This window comes from Chitinophaga costaii, assembly GCF_900094705.1.
In the GTDB taxonomy this organism is placed as follows: domain Bacteria; phylum Bacteroidota; class Bacteroidia; order Chitinophagales; family Chitinophagaceae; genus Chitinophaga; species Chitinophaga costaii.
The window spans coordinates 20,821-42,820 of record NZ_FMAR01000003.1 but is presented as its reverse complement, the minus strand read 5'-3'; the positions used below and the strand labels follow the sequence as shown (position 1 = coordinate 42,820).

General features: G+C 43.2%; 23 protein-coding genes and 1 tRNA gene. 16 read left to right on the top strand and 8 right to left on the bottom strand.

Annotated features, from left to right (window positions below; translation table 11 throughout):
- Positions 1-230: 230 nt before the first annotated feature.
- Positions 231-2,306, bottom strand: a complete 2,076-nt coding sequence (locus tag GA0116948_RS05380) for an LTA synthase family protein (RefSeq protein WP_089709877.1) — start codon at positions 2,304-2,306, stop codon at positions 231-233.
- A 689-nt stretch (positions 2,307-2,995) separates the two neighbouring features.
- Here GA0116948_RS05380 and GA0116948_RS05375 point away from each other — a divergent pair.
- From GA0116948_RS05375 to GA0116948_RS05355, 5 genes are all read left to right on the top strand, one after another.
- A complete protein-coding gene (locus tag GA0116948_RS05375; RefSeq protein ID WP_089709875.1) occupies positions 2,996-3,319 on the top strand; it encodes an ArsR/SmtB family transcription factor in 324 nt (107 codons plus the stop codon).
- Between the two features lie 81 nt (positions 3,320-3,400).
- Positions 3,401-3,793, top strand: coding sequence for an SRPBCC family protein (locus GA0116948_RS05370; RefSeq protein WP_240619139.1), 393 nt, complete (start codon positions 3,401-3,403; stop codon positions 3,791-3,793).
- Between the two features lie 12 nt (positions 3,794-3,805).
- On the top strand, positions 3,806-4,189 hold the full coding sequence (locus GA0116948_RS05365) for a DoxX family protein (RefSeq protein ID WP_089709680.1): 384 nt from the start codon (positions 3,806-3,808) through the stop codon (positions 4,187-4,189).
- A gap of 91 nt (positions 4,190-4,280) precedes the next feature.
- The gene (locus GA0116948_RS05360) at positions 4,281-4,871 is read left to right on the top strand and encodes a YdeI/OmpD-associated family protein (RefSeq protein ID WP_089709677.1); all 591 of its coding nucleotides are present in this window, start codon (positions 4,281-4,283) and stop codon (positions 4,869-4,871) included.
- Positions 4,872-5,148: 277 nt separating this feature from the next.
- Complete coding sequence (locus tag GA0116948_RS05355) at positions 5,149-6,129, top strand: NAD-dependent epimerase/dehydratase family protein (RefSeq protein WP_123891700.1); 981 nt, start codon at positions 5,149-5,151, stop codon at positions 6,127-6,129.
- A 107-nt stretch (positions 6,130-6,236) separates the two neighbouring features.
- On the opposite strand, the gene GA0116948_RS05350 is transcribed toward GA0116948_RS05355, so the two are convergent.
- The 3 genes from GA0116948_RS05350 to GA0116948_RS05340 are packed head-to-tail and all read right to left on the bottom strand — an operon-like array spanning position 6,237 to position 8,661.
- Positions 6,237-7,040 carry an SDR family NAD(P)-dependent oxidoreductase gene (locus GA0116948_RS05350; RefSeq protein ID WP_089709672.1) on the bottom strand — a complete coding sequence of 268 codons (804 nt, stop codon included), beginning with the start codon at positions 7,038-7,040 and terminating at the stop codon, positions 6,237-6,239.
- Positions 7,041-7,055: 15 nt separating this feature from the next.
- Positions 7,056-7,559: an EXPERA domain-containing protein gene (locus tag GA0116948_RS05345; protein WP_089709670.1), complete on the bottom strand. Its 504-nt coding sequence runs from the start codon at positions 7,557-7,559 to the stop codon at positions 7,056-7,058.
- 40 nt (positions 7,560-7,599) lie between these two features.
- Positions 7,600-8,661: a Rieske 2Fe-2S domain-containing protein gene (locus GA0116948_RS05340; protein ID WP_089709668.1), complete on the bottom strand. Its 1,062-nt coding sequence runs from the start codon at positions 8,659-8,661 to the stop codon at positions 7,600-7,602.
- Positions 8,662-9,074: 413 nt separating this feature from the next.
- Here GA0116948_RS05340 and GA0116948_RS05335 point away from each other — a divergent pair, with 413 nt between their 5' ends.
- Positions 9,075-9,629: an HXXEE domain-containing protein gene (locus GA0116948_RS05335; protein WP_089709666.1), complete on the top strand. Its 555-nt coding sequence runs from the start codon at positions 9,075-9,077 to the stop codon at positions 9,627-9,629.
- Between the two features lie 51 nt (positions 9,630-9,680).
- On the top strand, positions 9,681-10,847 hold the full coding sequence (locus GA0116948_RS05330; RefSeq protein ID WP_089709664.1) for an acyltransferase family protein: 1,167 nt from the start codon (positions 9,681-9,683) through the stop codon (positions 10,845-10,847).
- 77 nt (positions 10,848-10,924) lie between these two features.
- On the opposite strand, the gene GA0116948_RS05325 is transcribed toward GA0116948_RS05330, so the two are convergent.
- Positions 10,925-11,569, bottom strand: a complete 645-nt coding sequence (locus GA0116948_RS05325; protein ID WP_089709662.1) for a MarR family winged helix-turn-helix transcriptional regulator — start codon at positions 11,567-11,569, stop codon at positions 10,925-10,927.
- Positions 11,570-11,675: 106 nt separating this feature from the next.
- On the opposite strand from GA0116948_RS05325, the gene GA0116948_RS05320 reads away from it, so the two are divergent.
- Both GA0116948_RS05320 and GA0116948_RS05315 read left to right on the top strand, forming a co-directional pair.
- On the top strand, positions 11,676-12,152 hold the full coding sequence (locus tag GA0116948_RS05320) for a DUF2214 family protein (protein WP_089709660.1): 477 nt from the start codon (positions 11,676-11,678) through the stop codon (positions 12,150-12,152).
- A gap of 5 nt (positions 12,153-12,157) precedes the next feature.
- A complete protein-coding gene (locus tag GA0116948_RS05315; protein ID WP_089709657.1) occupies positions 12,158-12,829 on the top strand; it encodes an NAD(P)-dependent oxidoreductase in 672 nt (223 codons plus the stop codon).
- 285 nt (positions 12,830-13,114) lie between these two features.
- Here GA0116948_RS05315 and GA0116948_RS05310 read toward each other — a convergent pair whose 3' ends face one another.
- Positions 13,115-13,930 (bottom strand): T9SS type A sorting domain-containing protein, encoded by an 816-nt coding sequence (locus tag GA0116948_RS05310; protein WP_089709655.1) that lies wholly within the window; start codon positions 13,928-13,930, stop codon positions 13,115-13,117.
- An 831-nt stretch (positions 13,931-14,761) separates the two neighbouring features.
- On the opposite strand from GA0116948_RS05310, the gene GA0116948_RS05300 reads away from it, so the two are divergent.
- On the top strand, positions 14,762-15,106 hold the full coding sequence (locus GA0116948_RS05300) for a type II toxin-antitoxin system HigB family toxin (RefSeq protein WP_205686050.1): 345 nt from the start codon (positions 14,762-14,764) through the stop codon (positions 15,104-15,106).
- Positions 15,084-15,443, top strand: coding sequence for a helix-turn-helix domain-containing protein (locus tag GA0116948_RS05295; protein ID WP_089709650.1), 360 nt, complete (start codon positions 15,084-15,086; stop codon positions 15,441-15,443). The genes GA0116948_RS05300 and GA0116948_RS05295 overlap by 23 nt, the downstream gene beginning before the upstream one ends.
- Before the next feature lie 81 nt (positions 15,444-15,524).
- On the opposite strand, the gene GA0116948_RS05290 is transcribed toward GA0116948_RS05295, so the two are convergent.
- Positions 15,525-15,599, bottom strand: a tRNA-Pro gene (locus GA0116948_RS05290).
- Between the two features lie 343 nt (positions 15,600-15,942).
- Between GA0116948_RS05290 and GA0116948_RS05285 the strand changes: the two genes are divergently transcribed.
- The 5 genes from GA0116948_RS05285 to GA0116948_RS05265 all read left to right on the top strand — a co-directional run bounded on the left by GA0116948_RS05285 (position 15,943) and on the right by GA0116948_RS05265 (position 20,971).
- The gene (locus tag GA0116948_RS05285) at positions 15,943-16,179 is read left to right on the top strand and encodes a hypothetical protein (protein ID WP_089709648.1); all 237 of its coding nucleotides are present in this window, start codon (positions 15,943-15,945) and stop codon (positions 16,177-16,179) included.
- A gap of 62 nt (positions 16,180-16,241) precedes the next feature.
- Positions 16,242-16,454: a hypothetical protein gene (locus GA0116948_RS05280; RefSeq protein ID WP_089709646.1), complete on the top strand. Its 213-nt coding sequence runs from the start codon at positions 16,242-16,244 to the stop codon at positions 16,452-16,454.
- 91 nt (positions 16,455-16,545) lie between these two features.
- The gene (locus GA0116948_RS05275) at positions 16,546-19,014 is read left to right on the top strand and encodes a phosphocholine-specific phospholipase C (RefSeq protein ID WP_089709644.1); all 2,469 of its coding nucleotides are present in this window, start codon (positions 16,546-16,548) and stop codon (positions 19,012-19,014) included.
- 162 nt (positions 19,015-19,176) lie between these two features.
- Positions 19,177-20,058, top strand: a complete 882-nt coding sequence (locus tag GA0116948_RS05270) for an SDR family NAD(P)-dependent oxidoreductase (RefSeq protein WP_089709642.1) — start codon at positions 19,177-19,179, stop codon at positions 20,056-20,058.
- A gap of 94 nt (positions 20,059-20,152) precedes the next feature.
- A complete protein-coding gene (locus tag GA0116948_RS05265; protein WP_089709640.1) occupies positions 20,153-20,971 on the top strand; it encodes an AraC family transcriptional regulator in 819 nt (272 codons plus the stop codon).
- On the opposite strand, the gene GA0116948_RS05260 is transcribed toward GA0116948_RS05265, so the two are convergent.
- On the bottom strand, positions 20,972-21,931 hold the full coding sequence (locus tag GA0116948_RS05260; protein ID WP_089709638.1) for an SDR family NAD(P)-dependent oxidoreductase: 960 nt from the start codon (positions 21,929-21,931) through the stop codon (positions 20,972-20,974). It abuts the gene before it with no gap.
- Positions 21,932-22,000 lie beyond the last annotated feature (69 nt).

The window sequence follows — 22,000 nt, the reverse complement described above, 5'->3', positions numbered from 1 at the left end:
GGTTTTTTAACTACCTGTAAATTTAGGGGATTAAGGGTGTATCCTGGAATTGATTAATTTAGTTGCACCAAATCAATACCCCCAACTACAGTCGTAATATTAGCAGCTACCCGATGGTAGCTCAAATAAGAAGAACTGCCTTATGCCAATGGCCGCAACGGATGAGAACCATTTTTTCCAGGAAACCTTACTTATAAATAGTTTTACGCCCTATTTTTTTTACAACCTGCTTATTCCGATTGCTGTTTATGCTTTAATATCCAATTAATGCTTTGATAGTAAGCAATGGCTTCGTTGCGCAATGCCGGATCCAAGGGAATGGATATTGCGTTGCCATTGGTAAAGTCGGGTTTAAACGAGTGTACTTGTTTTACCGGCGATTGTATGATCAACGTTCCATCCTTCAAATATCCCAATCCCTGGTAGGTGCTGATGAAGGCACGTTCTTTACCTTCAGGCAAATGCAATACATCTTGCCCAAAAAATTTAGAACGATAATTAAAATTAAGCAACCCCAGGATAGTAGGCGCCACATCTATCTGTGCAGTGAGCGTACTTACATTCCGAGATGGCAATATTTTCGGTGCATAGATCATCATAGGAATATGATATCCCGTAACCGGCAATTCCACATGGCCGGCTGCACTGGCACAATGATCTGCCACAATTACAAATACGGTACTATCGAACCAAGGTTTTGCAGCAGCTTCCTTAATAAATCTAACAATACTGTAGTCCGTATATTTTACAGCGCCCTCACGGGTTTGCGAAGCAGCAGGAATATCAATACGCCCATCGGGGTAGGTATAGGGGCGGTGATTAGAAACCGTCATAATATGGGTGAAGAAAGGCTTGCCTGCCTGGTGATTAGAATCCAGCATATGAAGGGCCAGTGTAAACAAATCTTCATCTGCCACGCCCCAGATATTTTCGTAATGCACTTTTGCAGCGGGAATAGCTGAACGATCTATGACAGCATAACCATTGTTGCTGAAGAAGGCCTTCATATTATCGAAGTAACTATAGCCTCCATAAATATATTGGGTAATATAACCTTTGGCGCGAAAAACACTGCCTAATGAAAACAGGTGACCATTGTCCGGCCTTTTCACAATGCTCTGTCCAGGTGTAGGCGGAATAGAAAGTGACAAAGCCTCCAGCCCACGGACCGTGCGGGTACCCGATGCAAACATATTTGTAAAGAACAAGCTGTGCTTTGCCAGGGAATCCAGGGCAGGTGTTATATTTTTATCACTACCAAACGCCCGCATGAAACTGGCGCTAAAACTTTCTACGCTTATGAGTACTACATTTAGTTTGCGTTCCGGTTCTGCATAAGTAATATCCCTTTCAATACTATAAGGATTATTATTAACAAAGCGGGCATTGGGCGTTTGAATTTGTGCGCGCACCAGGCGGAAAGCCTCCGTATCGGGCATGGTTTGGTAGAATTTACAGAAATCCAATTCATTGTCCATGAAGGCTTCAGCAAATTCATAAGGTCCATTGCCAGCCAGTGCATTTGCATAAGCATTCCGGCTAAAGTTGCGCCACTTTTCCTGCACTACAAAATAGCCCAGCACCGGCAGCAGCAACAGAAAAATAGCCATCAGCGTTCGTTTAGCAAAAGACGAAGGCAAGCATACGCTATAACGGATAAAGCGCCGGTTCAGGTAAACCAGTAACACAGCTGCCAGTACCAGGCTGCCAACGATAGGTATAATGGGATAAGACTCACCAATGTTACCCAATACTTCTGTGGTATACACCAGGTAGTCTACCGCAATAAAATTATAGCGGGTACTGAACTCCTGCCAGAAAAACCATTCACTGACCCCATTCAATAAAATCAAAAACACCACCAGTGTAGTGGCCGCATATAGCACACCTGCGCGCCAGCGAATACGAAAGCCTTGAGACGAAAAAAATAGCACCAAATAGATAGCAAACCGCAAGACAATATAAATAATCAGGTAGCGAAATAATTCCTTGCTATAATCTTTTGGCACCACATGGGTGAATAATAACAAGGCCAATACACTCATGAAAAATGCCACCACATACGGCATTACCTTTTTACGGTATATAATATTAGTTTGCAACCACAATTGCAACACAAAAGGAATTATCACAAAACTTGCTACCGTACAATCATATATAAACCCAATAATAAAGGCTCCCAACAATTGTCCGAAAGACATATTGGATGCGTGTGTACTGGCGAACAGTAGTAACCTGGTAATTGCTGAAACCACCAGTACCAGGATAAGAATCATTCCCACCAAGGAGAATCTTGTCTTGAACATGCAAAATTTTTAAAATGCGCTGTAAATTAGGTACAGTATCTGTATAGGATCCAAAGTTCCGTCTCGCCAGGATATTTTCGGGAGATTCAGGAATATTTTAATCAAAGTCTAATCCCCAACCATCTTTTAAGCCAGCTGCTAAGGCCAACAGGCGGGATGATATCGGGGTTTGGAATAAAGGTCAATTTATCACTACAACTTTCGTTCTTGCCAGCGTCCATAAAATAGTGATGGAAACTTTACCCAGAGCATTGCAATACAAACGGCCACTGGTTTTTTTCTCCGGCAAACGTATGGTGTGGCCAGCACCCCACTTCCTGGTAATCGTATGCATATTTTCGTAAATGGCATTATCTTTTTCAGCAGAATTACTATAGTTTATAGATCACTTCATGATACGATCACCTTGGCTTGCATGGCCGCCATGGCTGATTGATCGTTGAGCAATATACAATCTTTATTACTGAAAAATATCAGGCAAGTATTGTTCTTCAAAGTGAATAATGTATTCCGGAAAATTACTCACCAAAACGTTGTACAGCAAAGCAAACATGCCATAAAAAACATACAACACCTTTTTTTGTGAAAATCCACTCAATTAAACTTTAGTTTTTTTAGTAAAAAAAATTTTAATCATAATTTGCGTAGTTAAATAACTTCATTTATATTTTTAGCCAAATAGCTACTCAATGAATTTAAGGAGAGATGTTTTTCAGGCCATCGCAGATCCAACCAGGAGGGCCATATTATTACTGCTAACGTCTCAATCCATGACAGCAGGCGCCATCGCTGCAAACTTCGATACAGCAAGACCCACCGTTTCAAAACACCTGCAAATACTCACTGAATGTGAATTATTAAAGCATGAACAAAACGGCCGGGAAATTCATTACCACATCAATGCAAAAAAAATGAAAGAGGTAGCCGACTTCATTGAGCCATTCCGCCAAATGTGGGATAGCCGATTTAATAAACTGGAAAGTATCATGAAAAAGTACAAAACAAAAAAATAACTATTTATAGAACTAAAAACAAAAGTAAAGGCCGAGGACGGCAAACAGGAACTTACCATTACCAGGGAATTTGAATTACCGTTGTCCCTTCTTTTTACAGCCTATGAAGATGCCGCCATTGTTGGGCAATGGATGGGAACGAATGTACTACAGCTTGAAAATAAAAAGCATGGTAGCTATGCTTTTCAAACGACAAATGCGCAGGGACAGGTAGTATTTGCCGCAAATGGGGTTATCCATTCGTTTATCCCTAACCAGGAAATCATACGGACATTTGAAATGGAGCATTCTACTTTTGGTGTACAACTGGAGTTCCTGACGTTTGAACAACTTACCGAAAACACCAGCCGTCTTACCATGCACGTGGTGTACAGATCGGTGGACATCAGGGATCAAATACTGAAGATGCCATTTGCAGCAGGCATCAACATGGCCCATAACCGTTTGCAGGACATATTATCCCAATTAAAATGACACTTTGAAATCATGCAAAATAAAATCATCTACTGGATCGCTACGCTGTGGCTGGCGTTGGGCATGGTATCCACCGGAATTGTACAGTTAACCAAATCAAAAACGGAAGTAGACAAAATCACACACCTGGGTTATCCCGTTTATTTCCTGACACTCTTAGCCATCTGGAAGTTTTTGGGGGTTATCGCTGTACTTATTCCAAAGTTTCCCTTAATAAAGGAATGGGCTTATGCGGGTTTTTTCTTTGCTATGTCTGGTGCTATATACTCACATATTGCCATAGGAAATGCTTGGCAAGACATATACCCCTCGCTGCTATTGCTAGTACTAACTATTACTTCCTGGTATTACAGGCCGCCCGAAAAAAAGTGTAATATTAACTCATTGCGTGCTTAACATTCCATTATCATCCCGCCGCCTTAATTTATGCTACCGTAAGTAGTTTTTATACACAGCATTTTGTTTAGGCGGTTCCAATTTCATCCCCATGCACAACAAAAATCACAAGGTAGATTTTTATTTCACGGAAGCCACCACCTGGCAAAAGGAATTGGAAAAATTAAGATCCATTGCACTGGATGCTCCGTTGACAGAAACATTAAAATGGGGCGTACCTTGCTACACTTTTCAGGGGCATAATATTGTCTTAATACATTCTTTTAAAGCATATTGTGCACTGCTATTTTTTAAAGGGGCTTTATTACAGGACGACCACGGCTTATTAGTCCAACAATCCCAACATACACAAGCTACCCGTCAGATCCGGTTTACCAATACCGAGGAAATAACAGCACAGCAAACCCTCATTAAAGCCTACATCCATGCAGCCATAGCAGGGGAAAAAGCAGGCATAAAAGTGAACTTTACCGCAAAAACATCCCTCATTTATCCAGAGGAATTTCAACAAAAAATAAAAGAAATTCCTACTTTAAAAGCCGCTTTTTCAGCATTGACACCAGGGCGGCAACGAGCCTACAATCTTTATTTTTCCGCTCCCAAACAATCTACAACCAGGGTGTCCAGGATCCAAAAATACATATCGCATATATTAAATGGGAAGGGCCTACATGATGAGTAGGATTTCATTAACGCGTGGGCACAGCTATTGCATTGACTGCATAACATTATTTATTCACGCAAAGGGAAAGCCCACACCTCCCTTACTATTGAAAATAATATTTCTTACCAATTCCTTATTTATCCTCCCGCCCAAAAATAGGGAGATTGACTGATTTTACTTCCGTATTTTTGCCCGCAATAATTACATCAGGAGTGAGTGTACTTCGGGCACTTCTTTTTTGTTCTTTTTGACTATTTTGCCGATAAGTAGTGAAAACCAATTAAAAGATAAACAGATGAGAATACTAGTCACAGGTGGAAGCGGCCGTTTGGGCAATGTGGTGGTCAGAAAGTTAGTTGAGAAAGGAAATATCGTACGTGTATTTACTGGTGGAGATCATTTGCACGAGAAATCGCTTTCTGGTGTACCCGTGGAAATTTATGCAGGCAATTTATTAGACAAGGGTTCGGTTACAAATGCGCTTGAAGACATTGACATTGTTTTTCATTTAGCTGCAAAAATTATACTTGCTCCCGATAAAGATGGAAGTGTCTGGAAAGTAAACGTAGAAGGGACCAGTAATATAGCAGCAGCCTGTCTTGCTAAGAATATCCGGTTAGTGCATTGCAGTTCTCATCATGCATTGAACAAATACCCATTGGACAAACCTATGGATGAAACCCGCGAACTTGCTCTTACTGATCCCACGGCCTACCACCGTACCAAAGCGTATGCAGAGAAAAAAATTCTCGATTTGGTCTCCCAAGGACTTGATGCAGTAATTGTAAATCCAGGTACATTAATCGGGCCTTATGATTACGAACCATCTATTTTAGCCAATGCATTACTTGACTTGGCCAAAGGAAAATTACCCGCCATTATGGAAGGGCTTAGCGACTATGCAGATGTGCGAGATGTTGCCGACGGCATATTACTTGCTGCGGAAAAAGGGAAACGAGGAGAACGTTATTTCCTTACAGGCGCTATGCTCTCCATGCTCGAGGTTTCTAATTTAATAGAAAAAATAACAGGCAGAAAAACAACGAAAACTATTTTGCCGCTTTGGCTGATGCATGCACTGCTGCCCTTCATCAAAATTGCAGCAAAGATCAATGGAAAAGAACCGCTATTCACCAAGGAAATGTTGGAAGCAGCACAATCTCCTAAAGAAGTCATCCATTTAAAAGCTGAAAAAGAATTAGGTTTCAAAGCGAGGCCTATTGAAGAAAGCTTTAAAGACTCCTTTGATTGGTACAAAGCAGAAGGTTGGATATAAGACAATTATTGTAAAAGTTCTTTCCAGCAGGGGCATGAATTTCTTTAAGGAAATCAGCTTTGTGTCGTTTACGCCAATAGGTTTTCTATATTTTTTGATAAAGTCTTTTATGCTGAAACGTCAAACATTTTTTTTGTACCGTCACCCACGAATTTAATCGTGGTTTTTCGGGGAAGAAGGTGCTGCATAAAGAAGTTTGCCACTCTAAAAGCTCTGCCACAAACGAATGAAGGAACCTTGCCAATTTTATCTAGCGCTTCCTTCACAACGTTTTCAGGCACCAAATATTTGGGTTCAAAAATGCTTGCTTTAACAGGATTATTGTTGGTAAAATTAGGCGTATCAATGGGCCCGCAACAGCACGCTACTACATCCACTCCTAAATCTTTCCATTCATACCAAAGCCCTTCCGCTAAAACGCGATTGAAAGCTTTTGTTGCGCCATACGTTGCCACATAACCTGCGCCCTGAAAGCCGGCAAGCGAAGTCATAATAATGATGCCACCGCGTTTACGTTCCACCATTTTGCTCCCAAAGTGATGCACAAACGACAATGACGAAACGGCATTGAGCCGTGCTATTTGTAAATGTGTTTCTAACGGCGCTTTTTCAAATGGTCCGATGTAACAAGCGGCTGCATTGAAAACCATAAAATCAATAGGGGTGTCTGCTGTGGCATTGATGATTTGCTGCAACGCATCGTCCGCTGAAATATCACATACCACCAAAATAATTTTGACGGAAAATTTTTTCTTAATGCTATCCGCCAAAACTTCCAGTGCTTGCCAGCGCCTTGCAATAAGAACAAGATCAAAACCTTTTGCTGCTAGTGCATTTGCATATGCAGCGCCAAGTCCTTCGGACGCGCCGGCAACCATTGCAGTGTTTCCGTACTTATCTTTAAAATTCATCTGAAATATTGCTGATTACTTTAAAGGAGGAAACGGTTCAGGTTGAGGCAACATTCTGATAAGGGCCAGTATCGGGAAAATGATCCACGATGCATTTGCCAGCAGCATGCGCCCAACTTCAGGTGTTGCATTCACTCCTTTCAATTCTTCAAATATGATAAAATACATATCTGTCAGCAATACGCAGGCCCACATAATTGTAGGGATGCGAATCCAATTTTTCCTTTTAATGTGCGCATAAATGGCGACCATGTAAAATGGACCAAAATATAGTACATCCACCCAAATAGCAGCCCGCCACCATGCAGGACGTGCAATTAATGCAGGATCAAAATTATATCCATACCAGTGGGTTAAATCAACCATAAACTTTGGAGGCCAAAGAGGATAGGTGAAATGATGGGGGTCGGTGATGATGATTTGCTCTATATCAATCATGTAAACATTAACCACCAAATTAAAGACATAGAAAATAAGGAGCAAAATATCTAACGGATGGTACTTGGCCGGTGATTTCATCAATAAAGAGAGTTGTTTGAAAATGGTTCAGAAAAATATTTTATATTCTTGCCAGATGAGGGACATAATCTGGTGACGAATGCGGCACATAATCGGGCTGCACGGAATCGGCATAGTAAAATTGTTGCGTCCAAAGTCTGTATTTTGCCACAGGACCATCCCCTTTTGCCAGGATAGGCGGGTCAATATAAATTTTCTTTTTCCAAATCACAAAATCTTGCTTTACGTCATGGGCAAAACCTTCTGCTGCATTTTTCAGAATAAGATGGTTGGCCAGTTTTTTCGGAAGCACATTCATCAACGGAGTTATCTTACTAAAGTCTTTCATTAGCTTCATGCGAGAGCTTGTGCGCATGATCAATTTGCCGATTTCGGTTGGTATTGCCATTACCGTAAAGCGAAATTCCAAACCCAGTTCAGGAACCTCCGCTTCCACAAGCGAATAACCCAACCCGTGAATATTTGCCTTAAACTGACTGCGCACTTTTCTTTTTTTACCCACAAAATCTGCGGTGCGGTCCATGGCATACCGGGCATACATATAAGGTCCATCTGTATTCATGCTTTCTAATGTCTCCACCCCGGTATAGCCATGCACTATACTGAAATGTCCAAAGTCCACGCTATTCTCTGTAGTTTCCTGCGGATGCGAATCGAATTCATATTCGGCCAGCACTGGCTCAGACCAGCCCGTCCAATCTTCATCAGGAATTTCCCACGCAGGCGGATTGTTTTTTTCATCAAACCATAACATGATAAACCCGTTCTTCTCTGCCGAATGCCAAACCGGTACCTGTAGTTTTTTGGATGGAGCAGTGCCATAACCTGTTGAAGTGCAAGCTCCTTTAGCATCAAAACAGAAATAATGAAACGGGCACTTAATCGTTTCACCTTCCACCACTCCACCGGTGCCGAAATGCCCGCCTAGATGCGGGCAATAAGGCTCGATGATTGCCAACGCTCCGCTTACGGTTCTAAACAGAACTATATCTTTTCCTGCGAATCGTCTGGTAAGAATTTCCCCGTTTTTCAATTCGTGTGAAAAAGCGACCGTATACCATCCATTGGGAAATGGTTTCAATGGAATTCGCTTATAAGCCATAGTTTTTGTATTGTTATAGAGTCCGTTAAATTTTCAATACAAATCTAATATATAAATGGTTTAGAAGATATAAAATTTATTATGCTGAGATATAATTATCTGCATATCAGTTGAATATACTACTTAACTCCATAGATTGCCCGCCATTTTGTAGCCTTTAAAATTTAAAGGAAAATAGGCAACTTTAATGTAGGTTAAAAATTTGTTTACTCTCCCGCTCACGCATCACGGCACTTTGCCTCAATTAATAAACATTCATTTCCAAGAAGATACATTCAATGGTCCAATAGATTCAACTTATATGGCAGTGAAGCTGAAAACATTGCTTAAAAAAAATTAGAAAAAGCAACTAAATGGTTGTAATTATACAATAAAATACACCATTAAGTTGTATTATTGTAACATTTAACAGAATGGCGCTTATCAAACCAAAAATTGATGCTATTGCCCCATGGGTTATCGGTACTGTGATGATCTCACTTTTCTCCTGGTTATCTCAGGGCTTGTCACTCATAGTGACATTTGTGCCAGCGGTCCCTATTGCTTTGTGGCTTTATTTTAAAACCTGTTATCATCACAAGCCTGCACCGTCGGCTGTGCTGGTCCTTTATTTGATCGGAGTAGGTTTCCAATTAATTCATTTTGCAGAAGAACATGCTTTCAGTTTTGAGCAACAATTTGGCATATTATTCGGAGGCAGGCCTTATAACCATAATTTGTTTGTAACCTTTAATATGGCCGCCTATTTTATGTTCCTGTTGGGAGCCATAGGTTTTTACAAGGGGATACGGCCCCTGATGTTTTTAGGTCTTTTCTTTATTGTTTATGGCATGGTAGGCAACGCCATAGGTCATATCGGTTTTTGTATTGCGGTAGGTGGATATTTCCCCGGCATATATACTTGTTTTTTTAACCTGTTTATTGGTATTGTTTTGATTGGAAAATTGTGGAAGCCCCGGACTGCCTAACATTATCTTCTTTGGCCCGTTAAACCAGTTATCTTTCTTAACCAATTACGCATGAACACAACACACACTTTCGATGACGGAAAATCCGAAGCTAAAGAGCGGCAGTATTATCTCGATTGGATAAGAACCTTTACGATCCTTATCGTTTTCCTGTTCCACGACGGCCGGTTCTTTGACAGTGATGACTGGCATATCAAAAACGCAGTAAAATCGCCTGCCGCAGACTTCATCCTTTTTTTATTGAAGGAATGGTTGATGCCCATTTTCTTTTTTGTTTCCGGCGCAAGTACGTGGTTTTCGATTTCTTATAAGAAGACCTCTAAGTTTGCAGCGGATCGTTTTAAAAGAATTTTTATCCCTTTATTATTCGGCATTTTCATACTCTCTCCGCCACAGGTTTACGTAGAACGCCTTTCCCATGGGCAATTTTCCGGATCATTTTGGTTGTTCCTGCCGCATTACTTCTCCGGTTGGTATGGCTTTGGCGGTAACTTTGCCTGGATGGGATTACATCTTTGGTACTTATTATTATTGTTTGTATTTTCTTTCTTAACGCTGCCTTTATTTATTTGGTGGAAGAATAATAGGAATTCTTCTACCATTGATGCTCCTTTGATCTGCTTTTTTGTTTTTGTTTTAATACTTGCAAGTGTGGGCATATTGATCTCTTTGGATAATTTCTTAATGAACAGAAGCTTTGCTGGCTGGGGTATTCTAGAGCACCTGATCATCTTTATTTGCGGCTTCTATGCATACGCTAAACCCGGCATTCAACCCGGACTGATCAGACAGCGCTATATCTTTCTTTTGATCACACTACTTGCTACAGCGATAAATAGCTTCCTATATTTAAATCACATGCTGTATGAGTACGGCACATTGGATTATGGTTTAAAGATAGTACTGAGAAGCCTGGCTTGTTTTGGTTGGATCTTTACCATATTTGGCTTCGCGGAAAAACATTTAAATTACACTAATCGTTTTTTAAAATACAGTAACGAGGCTGTTTTGCCTTTTTATATCTTGCACCAGCCAATAATGCTACTGACAGGCTATTTTATTATAAATACAGCGATGAGTCTTTCCTTTAAATATTTGCTAATTGCGATTATCAGTTTCGCGCTGGTTATGATTTGTTACCAATTTATTATTCGAAAAAATAATTGGCTAAGGTATTTATTCGGTATGCCTAAAGCGAAACAAGTAAAAGACGCTTAATAAGTGTGGTGCAGGGAAAAAAACTGGCTGGTTGCTTACTATAGCCTCAAACTTCTTGGCATTGCTTGTAAATCGATTTATAATGTAAGGGAGTTTTCCTTGTATATTTCATCGAATGATTTATTCTTTTGCTTTTGATACAACCCCGAAAAACGTTTGTCTATTGGACTCAGTAACTGCATACATAGTTGCTTGTCTTCATCACTGAGGTCCTGCACCATCATATTGGCAACTTTCAGCACTTGGTCTTTGGCCTTGATCAATACCTTTTCACCCTTCTTCGTTACTTTCAATCGTTTTACCCGCTTATCTTCCGGATCATCATATTCGGCCACCAACCCCCTTTTTTTCATCCGGATCAGCATATTGGTACCGCTCGACAACTCTATGATATTGTTATAGATGGCCTCTGATTTAATAGGATTTCCAAGATTATAAATAGTGACTAATATGCCAAACTCCTCGATCTGATCTAATTCAGTACCCTCCAGCGCTTTATTAGAATAGTTAATATGAAATTTCCCGATCCTGCGCAGCAATATTATGAGACGTCCATTAATATCCGCCTGCAGCTTTCCATTAGCTGTTGGTATCCTTTCCGCTTTGATAGCAGCCGCCGCCTGGAATCTAAAAAAATCTGCTAAGGAAGCCTCAGGATTTTGTTGTTGGAATTGCCCCCAAAGTGTGATCAATTCAACGGTGTGGTTTATATATTCTGCCATTTGGTTGTAAAACTAGATAAATTTGCAAATTTAATTGATAATTACAACCAAATGGTATATTATTGTACATAATTACTACCATTTGGAACCATTAATCATTATTACTATGAACACACTTTATTTTTATCCGGCTATATTGACGCTTCATTTGGCAGGCCTCACCCTAATGGCGGGAACAACGTTAATTGAATTTGTTGGATACCGCACTTACTGGAAACTTTCCGAGAATGACAAGGACCAAGCAAGCGGTGTTCTACAGCTACTATCCAAACTTGCCCGCCCCATAGGTATTGGAGCAGCATTGCTTATACTAACTGGCATTTGCATGATGGCCTTAACCCATGGTGTGTTTGGTGAACAAACCTGGTTTCGGGTGAAATTTGGATTGGTAATCATCCTGATTGCTAACAGTTTGTTTTTCGGACGTAGACAAGGCAATGCTCTTATAAAGACCACCCAAGTCACTGAACCAGGTACAGCCATAAAAATAATGTCAATCAAAAGAAATCTGAAAATCTTTCATGTGCTTCAGTTATTGATATTTTTTACTATCGTTCTTTTTAGTGTATTTAAGTTTAATTGATCTTTATGAAAGTGGAAGAAAAATTACCCTGCCTCCATATAGTGGTGCTAGGTGCTGGCGGCGGTATAGGACGCGCCTGTGTTACAACGGCACTGGCCGCAGGACACCGGGTTACAGCCATATTACGCACACTATCCAAACTGGAGATCATTCATCCTAACTTACAAATTGTTAAAGGTGATGTATCTGATCCCGGATCCTTTTCTGCATACCTTGAAGGCAAGGATGCTGTTATATCCGCTATTGGTGTAAATGGCGGCTTTGGAAAAGATAAGCCCACTACTCTTTACTCAGAAGGCAATCGTAATGTATTAAATGAAATGGTGAAGACAGGGGTAGACAGGGCCTTTTTTATATCCGCGTCCGCACTGGAAGTGAGTCCTGTTGTTCCTTTCTTTATCAGGCTGCTCATTAAGTATGTTGTACAAAAGCTGCTCAAACACATGTATGAGGATTTGAGACGAATGGAGGCCATCATCAAAAAAAGTGATATTAATTGGACTATCATACGGCCGCCTCAATTAACTGACAAGCCTGCAACCACTAAATACCGCGTAGCCATCAATGCTTTTTTAAAAAATGGTTTGAAATTGTCAAGGCAGGACCTGGCGCACTTTATGATCCATCATATCACTCACCAGAAGACCTATCGATCAACGGTTGAAATTGCCTATTAAAAGATGATTACAGACCCATGATAAGGAGAAAAAATAGTTTACTGGATTGCCACAGGAATTTTATAAAAGTCATATCCTTTATAGAATCCAAATGACATTTTATTAATTGGATGGGTCATTTGTATCGAAATTGATGCTATGAGCTATATATACCTTCGCATGCTAATAGCCTTCATTATACTTTAAAAATTAATTTTCAACCATCTGCATTAAAAAAAGGCGAAGCTGGTTTAAAACCAGCCTCGCCTTTATACTTATCTGTTATGGTTTCGCTTCCAGCAGCGGTCAGGGGATCTTTATAAACTTCCCGCATTTCTTTTCACCGGAGGTAGTTAAATTACAATAATACACGCCAGCGGCATAACGATGTGTGTCGAACACCATCTGGTGCGTACCCTGGGAAAGCCTTTCATACCGTGCAGCCCGTGGACGCCCGGCCTGGTCAAATATCCGTAGTAACACCCGTTCCGGCCGGCTCAGGTAAAATGTAACATTTAAATAATCCCTAAGCGGGTTAGGATAAAATTTCCACCACGAGATACACAGGTCGCCGCTTCCAGGGTGAGTGGCCACCTGCTCCGGCGCGCCCAGCGGAACAGGCGCCACCAGCGTGGTATCCAGCGTTAGGGTGGTAGGCTGGTTCAGGAAAGAACCGGTAAAGGAGTAGTGACCATTGTTGGCGGTAATGTTCAGGTTCTGCTCATCGAAACGAATGTTGGACACTCCTCTTGCACCATTAAAAACGTTCACCACGTGCGGGAAGCCCTTGTCGTAATCAAATCCATTCTTCAGCCATACAAAATCAATCAGAGCGCAGGCGCTGAAGGTAGATGGGCGCACCCCTTGCGGGTATACCGTACCGGTGTTAGTGGCATATTCAGAGAACATACCGCTCAACACTGTGCCACGGATGGTGGCATCAATTATGGAGGCGGCGGCTGTTTTGTTGCCGTGATTGATCAGCCCATAAACCGTGTAACTAAGATCAGGATATTTGGCTACGCCACCCAGGTAAAAATTATAATTACTGCCAATGTTAGCATTAAACAGGCTATTCAAACCGCTTAACTGATCGCCGGTGACCAGGTCTGTATAAACCATGAAAAAGGATCTTTTTGAATACAGTACACAACGGGGAAGAGAGAAGGGAAGGACATTCACTTTTCATAACGGATTTATTTTTCATATCGTGGAATACCTTGTAAATGTATAAAAGCCATTATGGAAGAGTGCATACTATCATTTCATATTTGTGTACAAATAGAGAAAATGCGTACAGTACTGCATTTGCGTCGACAGCTTTCCCAGCACGATACTCATTTGCGGGGGCAATGGCACCCGGAAAGCCTGCTTGTTTCCATAAAAGGTTACTGCCGGTAAAAATAGTCCCATCCATAAGCCGGGAAACCACCGTGTTTTTGCAACGCAGGATCAATGGGAAAAAGGAAGGCCCCCACGGGTGGATGAGAACAAAATGGAGCAGCAAAAACGGCTTCTCCATCTAAGTATACCACGATCAAGTTCCTTAACCGATATATTAAAAAATTATACATATTTAAAAAAAAACCTATAAACCTGTTTGATCTTGGAATTTTTATTTTTAAATAAGCAGGATATAGCGTTTAATATTCCTGGACCTCCTTTATACACCACCGGCCCCTATACCGGCAGGGCGTTCCGCCCATTCTTCCCTGCCGGTTGCAACACTCGATTCCCTGATCTTTAACCGGTTGCCCTAAATAGCGCACGAAGGACCGGTCATTTATGAAAAGGCAACCGGGATGGCCAACCTGGAACAACAGGTACCCATGCCAACCAGGATGGTTTGCCGCCTTGGCTCCATGACCAAACAAAACGCTTCCCATTATCAAGGCGCGTTCGGGACCTACCCCCTAGAGTTTGCGCCCGGGAGTACCTAAAAACGTTACCAAATTGGTAACCATTTATGTAGACTTGCAAATGAGGATTATTGCAGTAAGAACATTAGAGGAATGTTATGAAGAATTTCCTCCAGGAGCACAAGCGCTGTTATCATGGCATGATGAAGCAGCGGTGGCGGATTGGAGTAATTCTAACGAGCTGAAAAGTCAATATCGGAATGCTTCTATGCTGACGGATAAAAGAGTAGTTTTCAATATTCATGGAAATACTTATCGATTGATAGCAGATATTGAGTACCGGCTAAGAATAGTATTCGTAGTATGGTTCGGTACGCACGCCCAATATGATAAAATAGACGCTAAAAAAATAAGTTATGCTAAAACCAATAAAAAATAGTCAGCAGTACGAAGACGCGTTAGACCGTGCTTATACGCTGATGCAAAAAAATCTGAGGCCGGATTCCAAAGAGTCTGATGAATTGGAAATTCTGTCTATTTTGATTAAAGCATACGAAAATGAACATTATCCTATTCCTAAGCCTAATCCGCTGGAAGCTATTAAATTCCGTTTAGCTCAAATGAATATGTCTGAAGCGGAATTATCTGACATTTTAGGTTATCGTTCCAGAAAATCAGAAATCCTGTCTGGGAAAAGGAAATTAAACTTAACGATGATCCGTAAGTTGATGGAGAAATTGAATATTCCGGCAGATGTCTTGATCCAAGCGTATTAATTTTCAAAGCAAACCCATGCCAGCATTGCATTTCAGCCATAAAAAAAGCCTCACAGTTTTTACACTGTAAGGCTTCTTAAGTCGGGATGGCAAGATTCGAACTTGCGACCTCCTGGTCCCAAACCAGGCGCGATGACCGGACTACGCTACATCCCGTTCCCTCGCCAGTAAATCTCAGCTATACCTCAATTCCCTTGCGGAGTGCAAAAGTAGAAAATCATTTTTAATTAAACAAACTGAATATAAGTTTCCATCTAAAATCATAAATATTAATATTTAATTTAATATGATATGTGTTTCCTATAACTATCTTTAATACAAAAAATATTCCCCCTCTATACACCCGTTTTATTTATTTGTTAGCCTCACATTAACAGCCTGTTTACCAGCACTGGCTCAAACGCCCAAAGTATACCTGAGCAAAGCTTTTGAAGAGCCAGATAATAGCACTAATCGGCTACTACTGCTGGCCAAAGGCACCAAAGTCTTCCAGCATGAAGTGTTAGGCTATACCAAAGGGTTTAAAGACGCGCAGTACGGCATTCAGTACGATGCGGCCAACCAAACGATCCGGCTGCTCACCATTACCAATGCCAAAAATCTGAATACTGAAAGATCCATAAAATACAAAAGCCGCAATTATGTAATGATGATGTCTTACATAGACCCAGCACATCTTAAGGTAACCTATCACAACTACCTGGAAGATACCTTCCGCTGCATACTGATTATGTAATCTTTAACGATTACCATAAAAATATCCGCGACCATGCTGAAACGTACCGCGACAAAAAAGAAATGCATGATGCCAGCGAAACCAGTACCGTGTGTTTTCGCCGCGATAAAGATGGAAAGTTGGATAAGTTCTTCCTGTATGGCGATCCAGGTGATGAAGACATTAACCACTATACCATATTAGAAGCTACCATCCACACGCCCAACCAGCAACATATGGTGAGCATCATGCTGGAAAAAAATGGTCGCAAGGCCCCACAGGCTCACATTGCGTAAATAGATGCTGCATAAATATCTTAATTCAGATTTAATACATCTTATTAGCCCATGTATAGTTTTTATCCGGGAATGCCCCTATTTTTAACCTATGGACACCAGAAGAGACTTTTTAAAGAAGGCAGCCCTACTCTCAGGAAGTGTAGGGCTGGCAGGTATGCTACCACCCGCCATACAAAAAGCACTAGCCATAGATCCCGCCCCAGGCAGCACCTTTATGGACGCGGAACACGTAGTATTGCTCATGCAGGAAAACCGGTCTTTTGATCACGCTTACGGCACCTTGCGCGGCGTACGCGGTTTTAATGACCCCCGCGCCATTCGCTTACCCAATGGCAATCCCGTATGGTTGCAAACAGACAAGGCGGGCCATACCTACGCACCCTTCCGGCTCAACATAAAAGATACGAAAGCCACCTGGATGCATTCCCTGCCCCACACCTGGACTAACCAGGTGGATGCCCGCAATAATGGCCGTTACGACCGCTGGCTGGAAGTAAAACAGTCTGGTGATACTGCATATCAAAACATGCCGCTCACGCTGGGCTACCACACCCGCGAAGACCTCCCTTTTTATTATTCCCTGGCAGATGCCTTCACGGTTTGCGATCAGCATTTCTGTTCCTCGCTAACTGGCACCACGCCCAACCGGCTGTTTTTCTGGACCGGCACCATCCGCCCGGAACCCAATCCAGAAGCGGAAGCCAAGGTATGGAACGAAGACGCCGACGACAATACGTTGGTAAGCTGGCCTACCTTTCCCGAGGAACTGGAAGCCCATCATATTTCCTGGAAAGTGTATCAGAACGAGATCAATGCAGGCGTAGGACTGGGGGATGAAGCAGAACCCTGGCTGGCTAATTTTGGCGACAACCCGCTGGAATACTTCACTCAATATCATGTTCGCCTCTCCGCCAGTCATATAGCCTTCTTGCAGCGGCAGGTAACCTCCTTGCAAAGCCGCCTCCAACAAGCAACCAATGACCCCGCAAAAGCCACCGCCCTGCAAAAAGAATTGGAACAAGTGCAGGCCGCGCAAAAGTTGTATACCACACAAGCTTATAATGCGCTTACCAACACGGAAAAAAACCTGCATGAAAAAGCCTTCAGCACCAACAAAAACGACCCGGATTTTCACAAGGTAACCACGCTCCAGTATGACGACAACGGCACGTCCCGCGCGCTGAAAGTACCAAAAGGCGATGTACTGCATCAATTCCGCACCGATGTAAAAAACGGAGCGTTGCCACTGGTATCCTGGATAGTGGCCCCGGAAAATTTTTCCGACCATCCCTCCGCCCCCTGGTATGGGGCCTGGTATGTAAGCGAAGTATTGGACATCCTGACGCAGAACCCGGAGGTATGGAAGAAAACAATTTTTATCCTTACCTATGATGAAAACGATGGCTACTTCGATCACGTACCGCCCTTTGTAGCGCCCCGTCCTGGTGCGCCAGCAACCGGCCATACATCGCAGGGCATCAACACATCGCTCGAATATGTGCTGCGCGGTCAGCAGTCGGGCAAAGGAGATGATATACGCGAAAGCCCTATTGGCCTTGGCTACCGGGTACCCATGGTGGTGGCATCGCCCTGGAGCCGTGGCGGATGGGTAAATTCGCAGGTATTTGATCATACCTCTTCCCTGCAATTCCTCGAAAAATTCCTGGTGCATAAAACCGGGCAACCCGTAAAGGAAAACAATATCAGCGAATGGCGGCGCACCGTGTCGGGCGATCTTACTTCGGTGTTCCGCCCTTACCATGGAGAAAAGATCATCACGCCACCGCCATTGGAAAGAGAAGCTTTCCTGGAAAGCATTCACAAAGCCCAATTCAAAAATATACCAGATGATTTCACAGCCCTGAACGCCGCGCAGATTGCCAGTATACAGCAGTCTCCGGCCTTCCATACGATTTTGCCTAAACAAGAAAAAGGCACTCGTACCGCCTGCGCATTACCCTACGCATTATATGCTGATGGTAATTTTAATGCCGCAAAAAATGCATTTGAAATCATCCTGCAAACCGGCACGTCGTCTGTAGGTGCGCCGTTTAACGTGTATGCCTGGAACGTAAAAGACCAGGCCCCACAGATCCGCAACTATGCCGTGAAGCCTGGCGATCAGCTGACGGACCAATGGCAAAGCGAGCTGTTTGAGCAGGGCAATTACTTCCTGCAAGTACATGGCCCCAATGGCTTCTACCGCGCGTTTGCAGGCAATGCGCAAAACCCGGCACTCACCGTAACCAACGCTTATGAAGACCATATTAAAAAGCCCCTTGCCCTCACCAGCAGTTTCGTGTTGCAATGCCGCAATAACAGTAGCACCCCCTTACAGATTACGGTGACTGATAAAAGCTATCATGGAGGCAAACGCAGCACCCAACTGGCTGCCGGCGCTCACTCACTGCTAAGCTGGGACCTTTCCTCCACCCATGGCTGGTACGACCTGGAACTTAGCGTAGCCGGACATCCCCATTATACGCAACGGTATGCAGGTCATTTAGAGAATGGTAAAGCCTCTATCAGCGATCCATTGATGGGAGGACTGTATTGACCCACTCTGCACTGGTTTTGCCGGGATAACAATAGCAGCTTAAATCACGAGGATAATCCGCCAACTATTTAATTGAGCTTTTGAACAAAACACATTGAGCTTTTAAACAAAATTTAACCTCTTGTTCCATCCTTACTTTGCTGGTATAAAAAAACGAACACCATGAATAAGGTTTGGTTTATTACCGGCAGCTCCAAAGGACTTGGACGCAGCCTCGCCGCAGCAGTACTCGCCACGGGCGACAAGGTAGCGGCTACTGCCCGCAACATTTCGCAACTGGACGATCTGTTAAACAAATACCCCGATCAATTGCTGCCCCTCCAGTTAGACGTAACCGATTATCTCAAGGCCCGACAGGTTGTAGCCGATACCATTGCCCGCTTTGGCCGTATAGATGTTTTGGTAAACAATGCCGGTTTCGGCATTACCGGCGCCGCTGAAGCCTATACCGAAGAGCAGGTGCGCAGCCAGCTTGAAACTAATTTGTACGCACCCATTGAACTCACCCGCCTGGTATTGCCTTATATGCGTAAGCAAGGCAATGGCCGCATTTTGCAGATTAGTTCCATTGGTGGCCGTACCGGCAACGCAGGACTCACCATGTACCAGGCTGCCAAATTTGGCCTAAGCGGTTTCAGTGAAAGCCTTGCCAAAGAAGTAGCACACCTGGGTATTTTTGTGACCAGCGTAGAACCGGGTGGCTTCCGTACAGACTGGGGTGGTGCCTCCATGAGTTTTGCACCTGAAGTAGCCGGTTATGAAGCTTCTGTAGGCTTTATGAAAAACCTGCTGCGCAGTGGCAGCTTTGTTCCCCAGGGCGATCCCGGTAAGGCCGCCAAGGTAATTATTGCACTCGCAGCACATCCCGCTCCCCCCGTACACCTGGTATTGGGTAGCGATGCCGTAGGTTTCCTGAAACAAGCGAATGCCGAACGCGACGCCGCCTTTGAACAATGGATACCTGTAAGCATTTCTACCGATCACGATGACGCCACTAATTTCCTGGAATCTGAGATTTATAAGAAAATGTTGCCGAAGGCCTAATCCTGTGCCCCGGACAACCGCACTCATTTTTCACGGCAGGGTGCCGCTGTGTAAAGTTCGCGGCACCCTCCCGTTTCTTTATTAATTTTGAAGTATGCAGGCCACTACAGATCTTAGCTTAATGCCCCATATATTTTATTCCTGTTACACGCAGCAAAACAGGGAAGGCGAATCTTTTGTGTTGGTACACGTGCTGAGTCATGTAATCTCCGGACGTTCTGAAACCACCGTGGGGGATAAAACCTTTACTTTCCAGGAAGGTGATTTATATTTCTTCCGCAAGAACCAGCTGGCCCGTTATATTAAGATGCCACCACCAGATGGCGAATTTAAATCGGTATCCATCGCCATCGACGAAAACACGCTGCGCAGCCTGGCCCAGGAACACAACCTGCAACCCTCCCAGCCCTGGAGCGGCGATACCATATTGAAACTAAAAAACAACTTACTACTCTCCAATTACATTGAAACGCTTTCGCCTTACCTGAACAGTACGGGTGAGATTAATCCCGGCCTCACTTCCATTAAAGTAAAAGAAGCCGTGATGATATTGTTGCAAATAAACCCGGCACTAAAAGATTTGTTATTCGACTTTAGTCCACCTGGCAAAATAGATTTGGAAGGATACATGAATGCGCATTATAAATTCAACGTAGACCTCAACCGCTTCGCTTTCCTTACAGGACGTAGCCTGGCCAGCTTTAAAAGGGATTTCGAAAAAATATTTCATATGTCTCCCAACCGTTGGTTGCAGCACAAGCGGTTACAGGACGCCTATTACCTGCTTAAAGAAAAAGGATGGCGATCTTCGGATGTGTACCTGGAAGTAGGTTTTAAGGATTTATCGCATTTTTCATTCGCTTTCAAAAAAGCGTTTGGCATGACACCATCTCACCTGTCGTCTAAGGCATAACTAAACACTTTTCCCGAAACCCGTCATGGCTGCCGACAGATTCCATAAGCGCCCGGCCTGTGCTGGGTCTATAGCATGACTGCTAACACCGGCAAAACTTCCATCCCCGGCAATGGGCGCAATATTGCAATCCTCACAATACAAACCACCAAGATCTGCTAACATGGGCGCAGTAGCCGCCCACACCTGCGTGGCCGCACCCTGCGCAGTTGTTTTAAACGTTGGGTCGGAAAGATTACCCTGTTCATCTATCCATCCCTCATTCACCATTTCCTGTTGGGTAAGGTAGCGTTGTAATGGCGTTAGTATCTTGCCCGGATGCAGGGAAAATGATCGCACTCCCTCCGCCTTACCCAAATGGTCTAACTGAACAGAAAAAAGCACATTGGCAGTTTTTGATTGACCGTAAGCCAGCCATTTATCATATCCATGGAGGAATTGAATATCATCCCAACGAATAGCACTCAGATGATGACCGGCGGAGGATGTAACAATTACCCTTGAACCGCCAGTAAGCACTGGCCACAACAATTGCACGAGCACGAAATGCGCCAGATGATTTATAGCAAATTGCGACTCCCATCTGCCGGGCCCTATTCTTTGCTCAGGGCAGGCCATAATACCAGCATTGTTCATCAGGATGTGTACATGGGAATGAGCTGCTACAATGCCAGATGCAAACCGCTGAACACTGTCGAGGTGTGCCAGATCAAGGGGTAATATTTCCACGTCCTTTATGCCGGCTAACGCTTCGCCAGCCGCCACCACATTCCTGGCCCCTACGATCACGTGCGCCCCTGCACCAGCCATAGCCCTTGTACTTTCCAGGCCAATACCCGAATGACCACCCGTAATGACCACCACCTTTCCCCAAAGCGAAATTCCCCGCAAGACTTCACTGGCAGTGGAGTTTTTGTTGAAACCACTGTGCAATGGCTTTTGTAAGTTTTTAGTCTTCATCCTTTATCTTGATTGATAAGCTAAATTACCTGCATACCTTTGGTTTCCAGTTACCCAGGTGTCCAAATT

What these genes read in the sequence shown, in the direction of transcription:
- GA0116948_RS05380 (WP_089709877.1), bottom strand. Translation starts at nt 2,306, where the DNA reads ATGTTCAAGACAAGATTCTCCTTGGTGGGAATGATTCTTATCCTGGTA.
- GA0116948_RS05375 (WP_089709875.1), top strand. Translation starts at nt 2,996, where the DNA reads ATGAATTTAAGGAGAGATGTTTTTCAGGCCATCGCAGATCCAACCAGG.
- GA0116948_RS05365 (WP_089709680.1), top strand. Translation starts at nt 3,806, where the DNA reads ATGCAAAATAAAATCATCTACTGGATCGCTACGCTGTGGCTGGCGTTG.
- GA0116948_RS05360 (WP_089709677.1), top strand. Translation starts at nt 4,281, where the DNA reads ATGCACAACAAAAATCACAAGGTAGATTTTTATTTCACGGAAGCCACC.
- GA0116948_RS05355 (WP_123891700.1), top strand. Translation starts at nt 5,149, where the DNA reads ATGAGAATACTAGTCACAGGTGGAAGCGGCCGTTTGGGCAATGTGGTG.
- GA0116948_RS05350 (WP_089709672.1), bottom strand. Translation starts at nt 7,040, where the DNA reads ATGAATTTTAAAGATAAGTACGGAAACACTGCAATGGTTGCCGGCGCG.
- GA0116948_RS05345 (WP_089709670.1), bottom strand. Translation starts at nt 7,559, where the DNA reads ATGAAATCACCGGCCAAGTACCATCCGTTAGATATTTTGCTCCTTATT.
- GA0116948_RS05340 (WP_089709668.1), bottom strand. Translation starts at nt 8,661, where the DNA reads ATGGCTTATAAGCGAATTCCATTGAAACCATTTCCCAATGGATGGTAT.
- GA0116948_RS05335 (WP_089709666.1), top strand. Translation starts at nt 9,075, where the DNA reads ATGGCGCTTATCAAACCAAAAATTGATGCTATTGCCCCATGGGTTATC.
- GA0116948_RS05330 (WP_089709664.1), top strand. Translation starts at nt 9,681, where the DNA reads ATGAACACAACACACACTTTCGATGACGGAAAATCCGAAGCTAAAGAG.
- GA0116948_RS05325 (WP_089709662.1), bottom strand. Translation starts at nt 11,569, where the DNA reads ATGGCAGAATATATAAACCACACCGTTGAATTGATCACACTTTGGGGG.
- GA0116948_RS05320 (WP_089709660.1), top strand. Translation starts at nt 11,676, where the DNA reads ATGAACACACTTTATTTTTATCCGGCTATATTGACGCTTCATTTGGCA.
- GA0116948_RS05315 (WP_089709657.1), top strand. Translation starts at nt 12,158, where the DNA reads ATGAAAGTGGAAGAAAAATTACCCTGCCTCCATATAGTGGTGCTAGGT.
- GA0116948_RS05310 (WP_089709655.1), bottom strand. Translation starts at nt 13,930, where the DNA reads ATGGTTTATACAGACCTGGTCACCGGCGATCAGTTAAGCGGTTTGAAT.
- GA0116948_RS05295 (WP_089709650.1), top strand. Translation starts at nt 15,084, where the DNA reads ATGCTAAAACCAATAAAAAATAGTCAGCAGTACGAAGACGCGTTAGAC.
- GA0116948_RS05280 (WP_089709646.1), top strand. Translation starts at nt 16,242, where the DNA reads ATGCATGATGCCAGCGAAACCAGTACCGTGTGTTTTCGCCGCGATAAA.
- GA0116948_RS05275 (WP_089709644.1), top strand. Translation starts at nt 16,546, where the DNA reads ATGGACACCAGAAGAGACTTTTTAAAGAAGGCAGCCCTACTCTCAGGA.
- GA0116948_RS05270 (WP_089709642.1), top strand. Translation starts at nt 19,177, where the DNA reads ATGAATAAGGTTTGGTTTATTACCGGCAGCTCCAAAGGACTTGGACGC.
- GA0116948_RS05265 (WP_089709640.1), top strand. Translation starts at nt 20,153, where the DNA reads ATGCAGGCCACTACAGATCTTAGCTTAATGCCCCATATATTTTATTCC.
- GA0116948_RS05260 (WP_089709638.1), bottom strand. Translation starts at nt 21,931, where the DNA reads ATGAAGACTAAAAACTTACAAAAGCCATTGCACAGTGGTTTCAACAAA.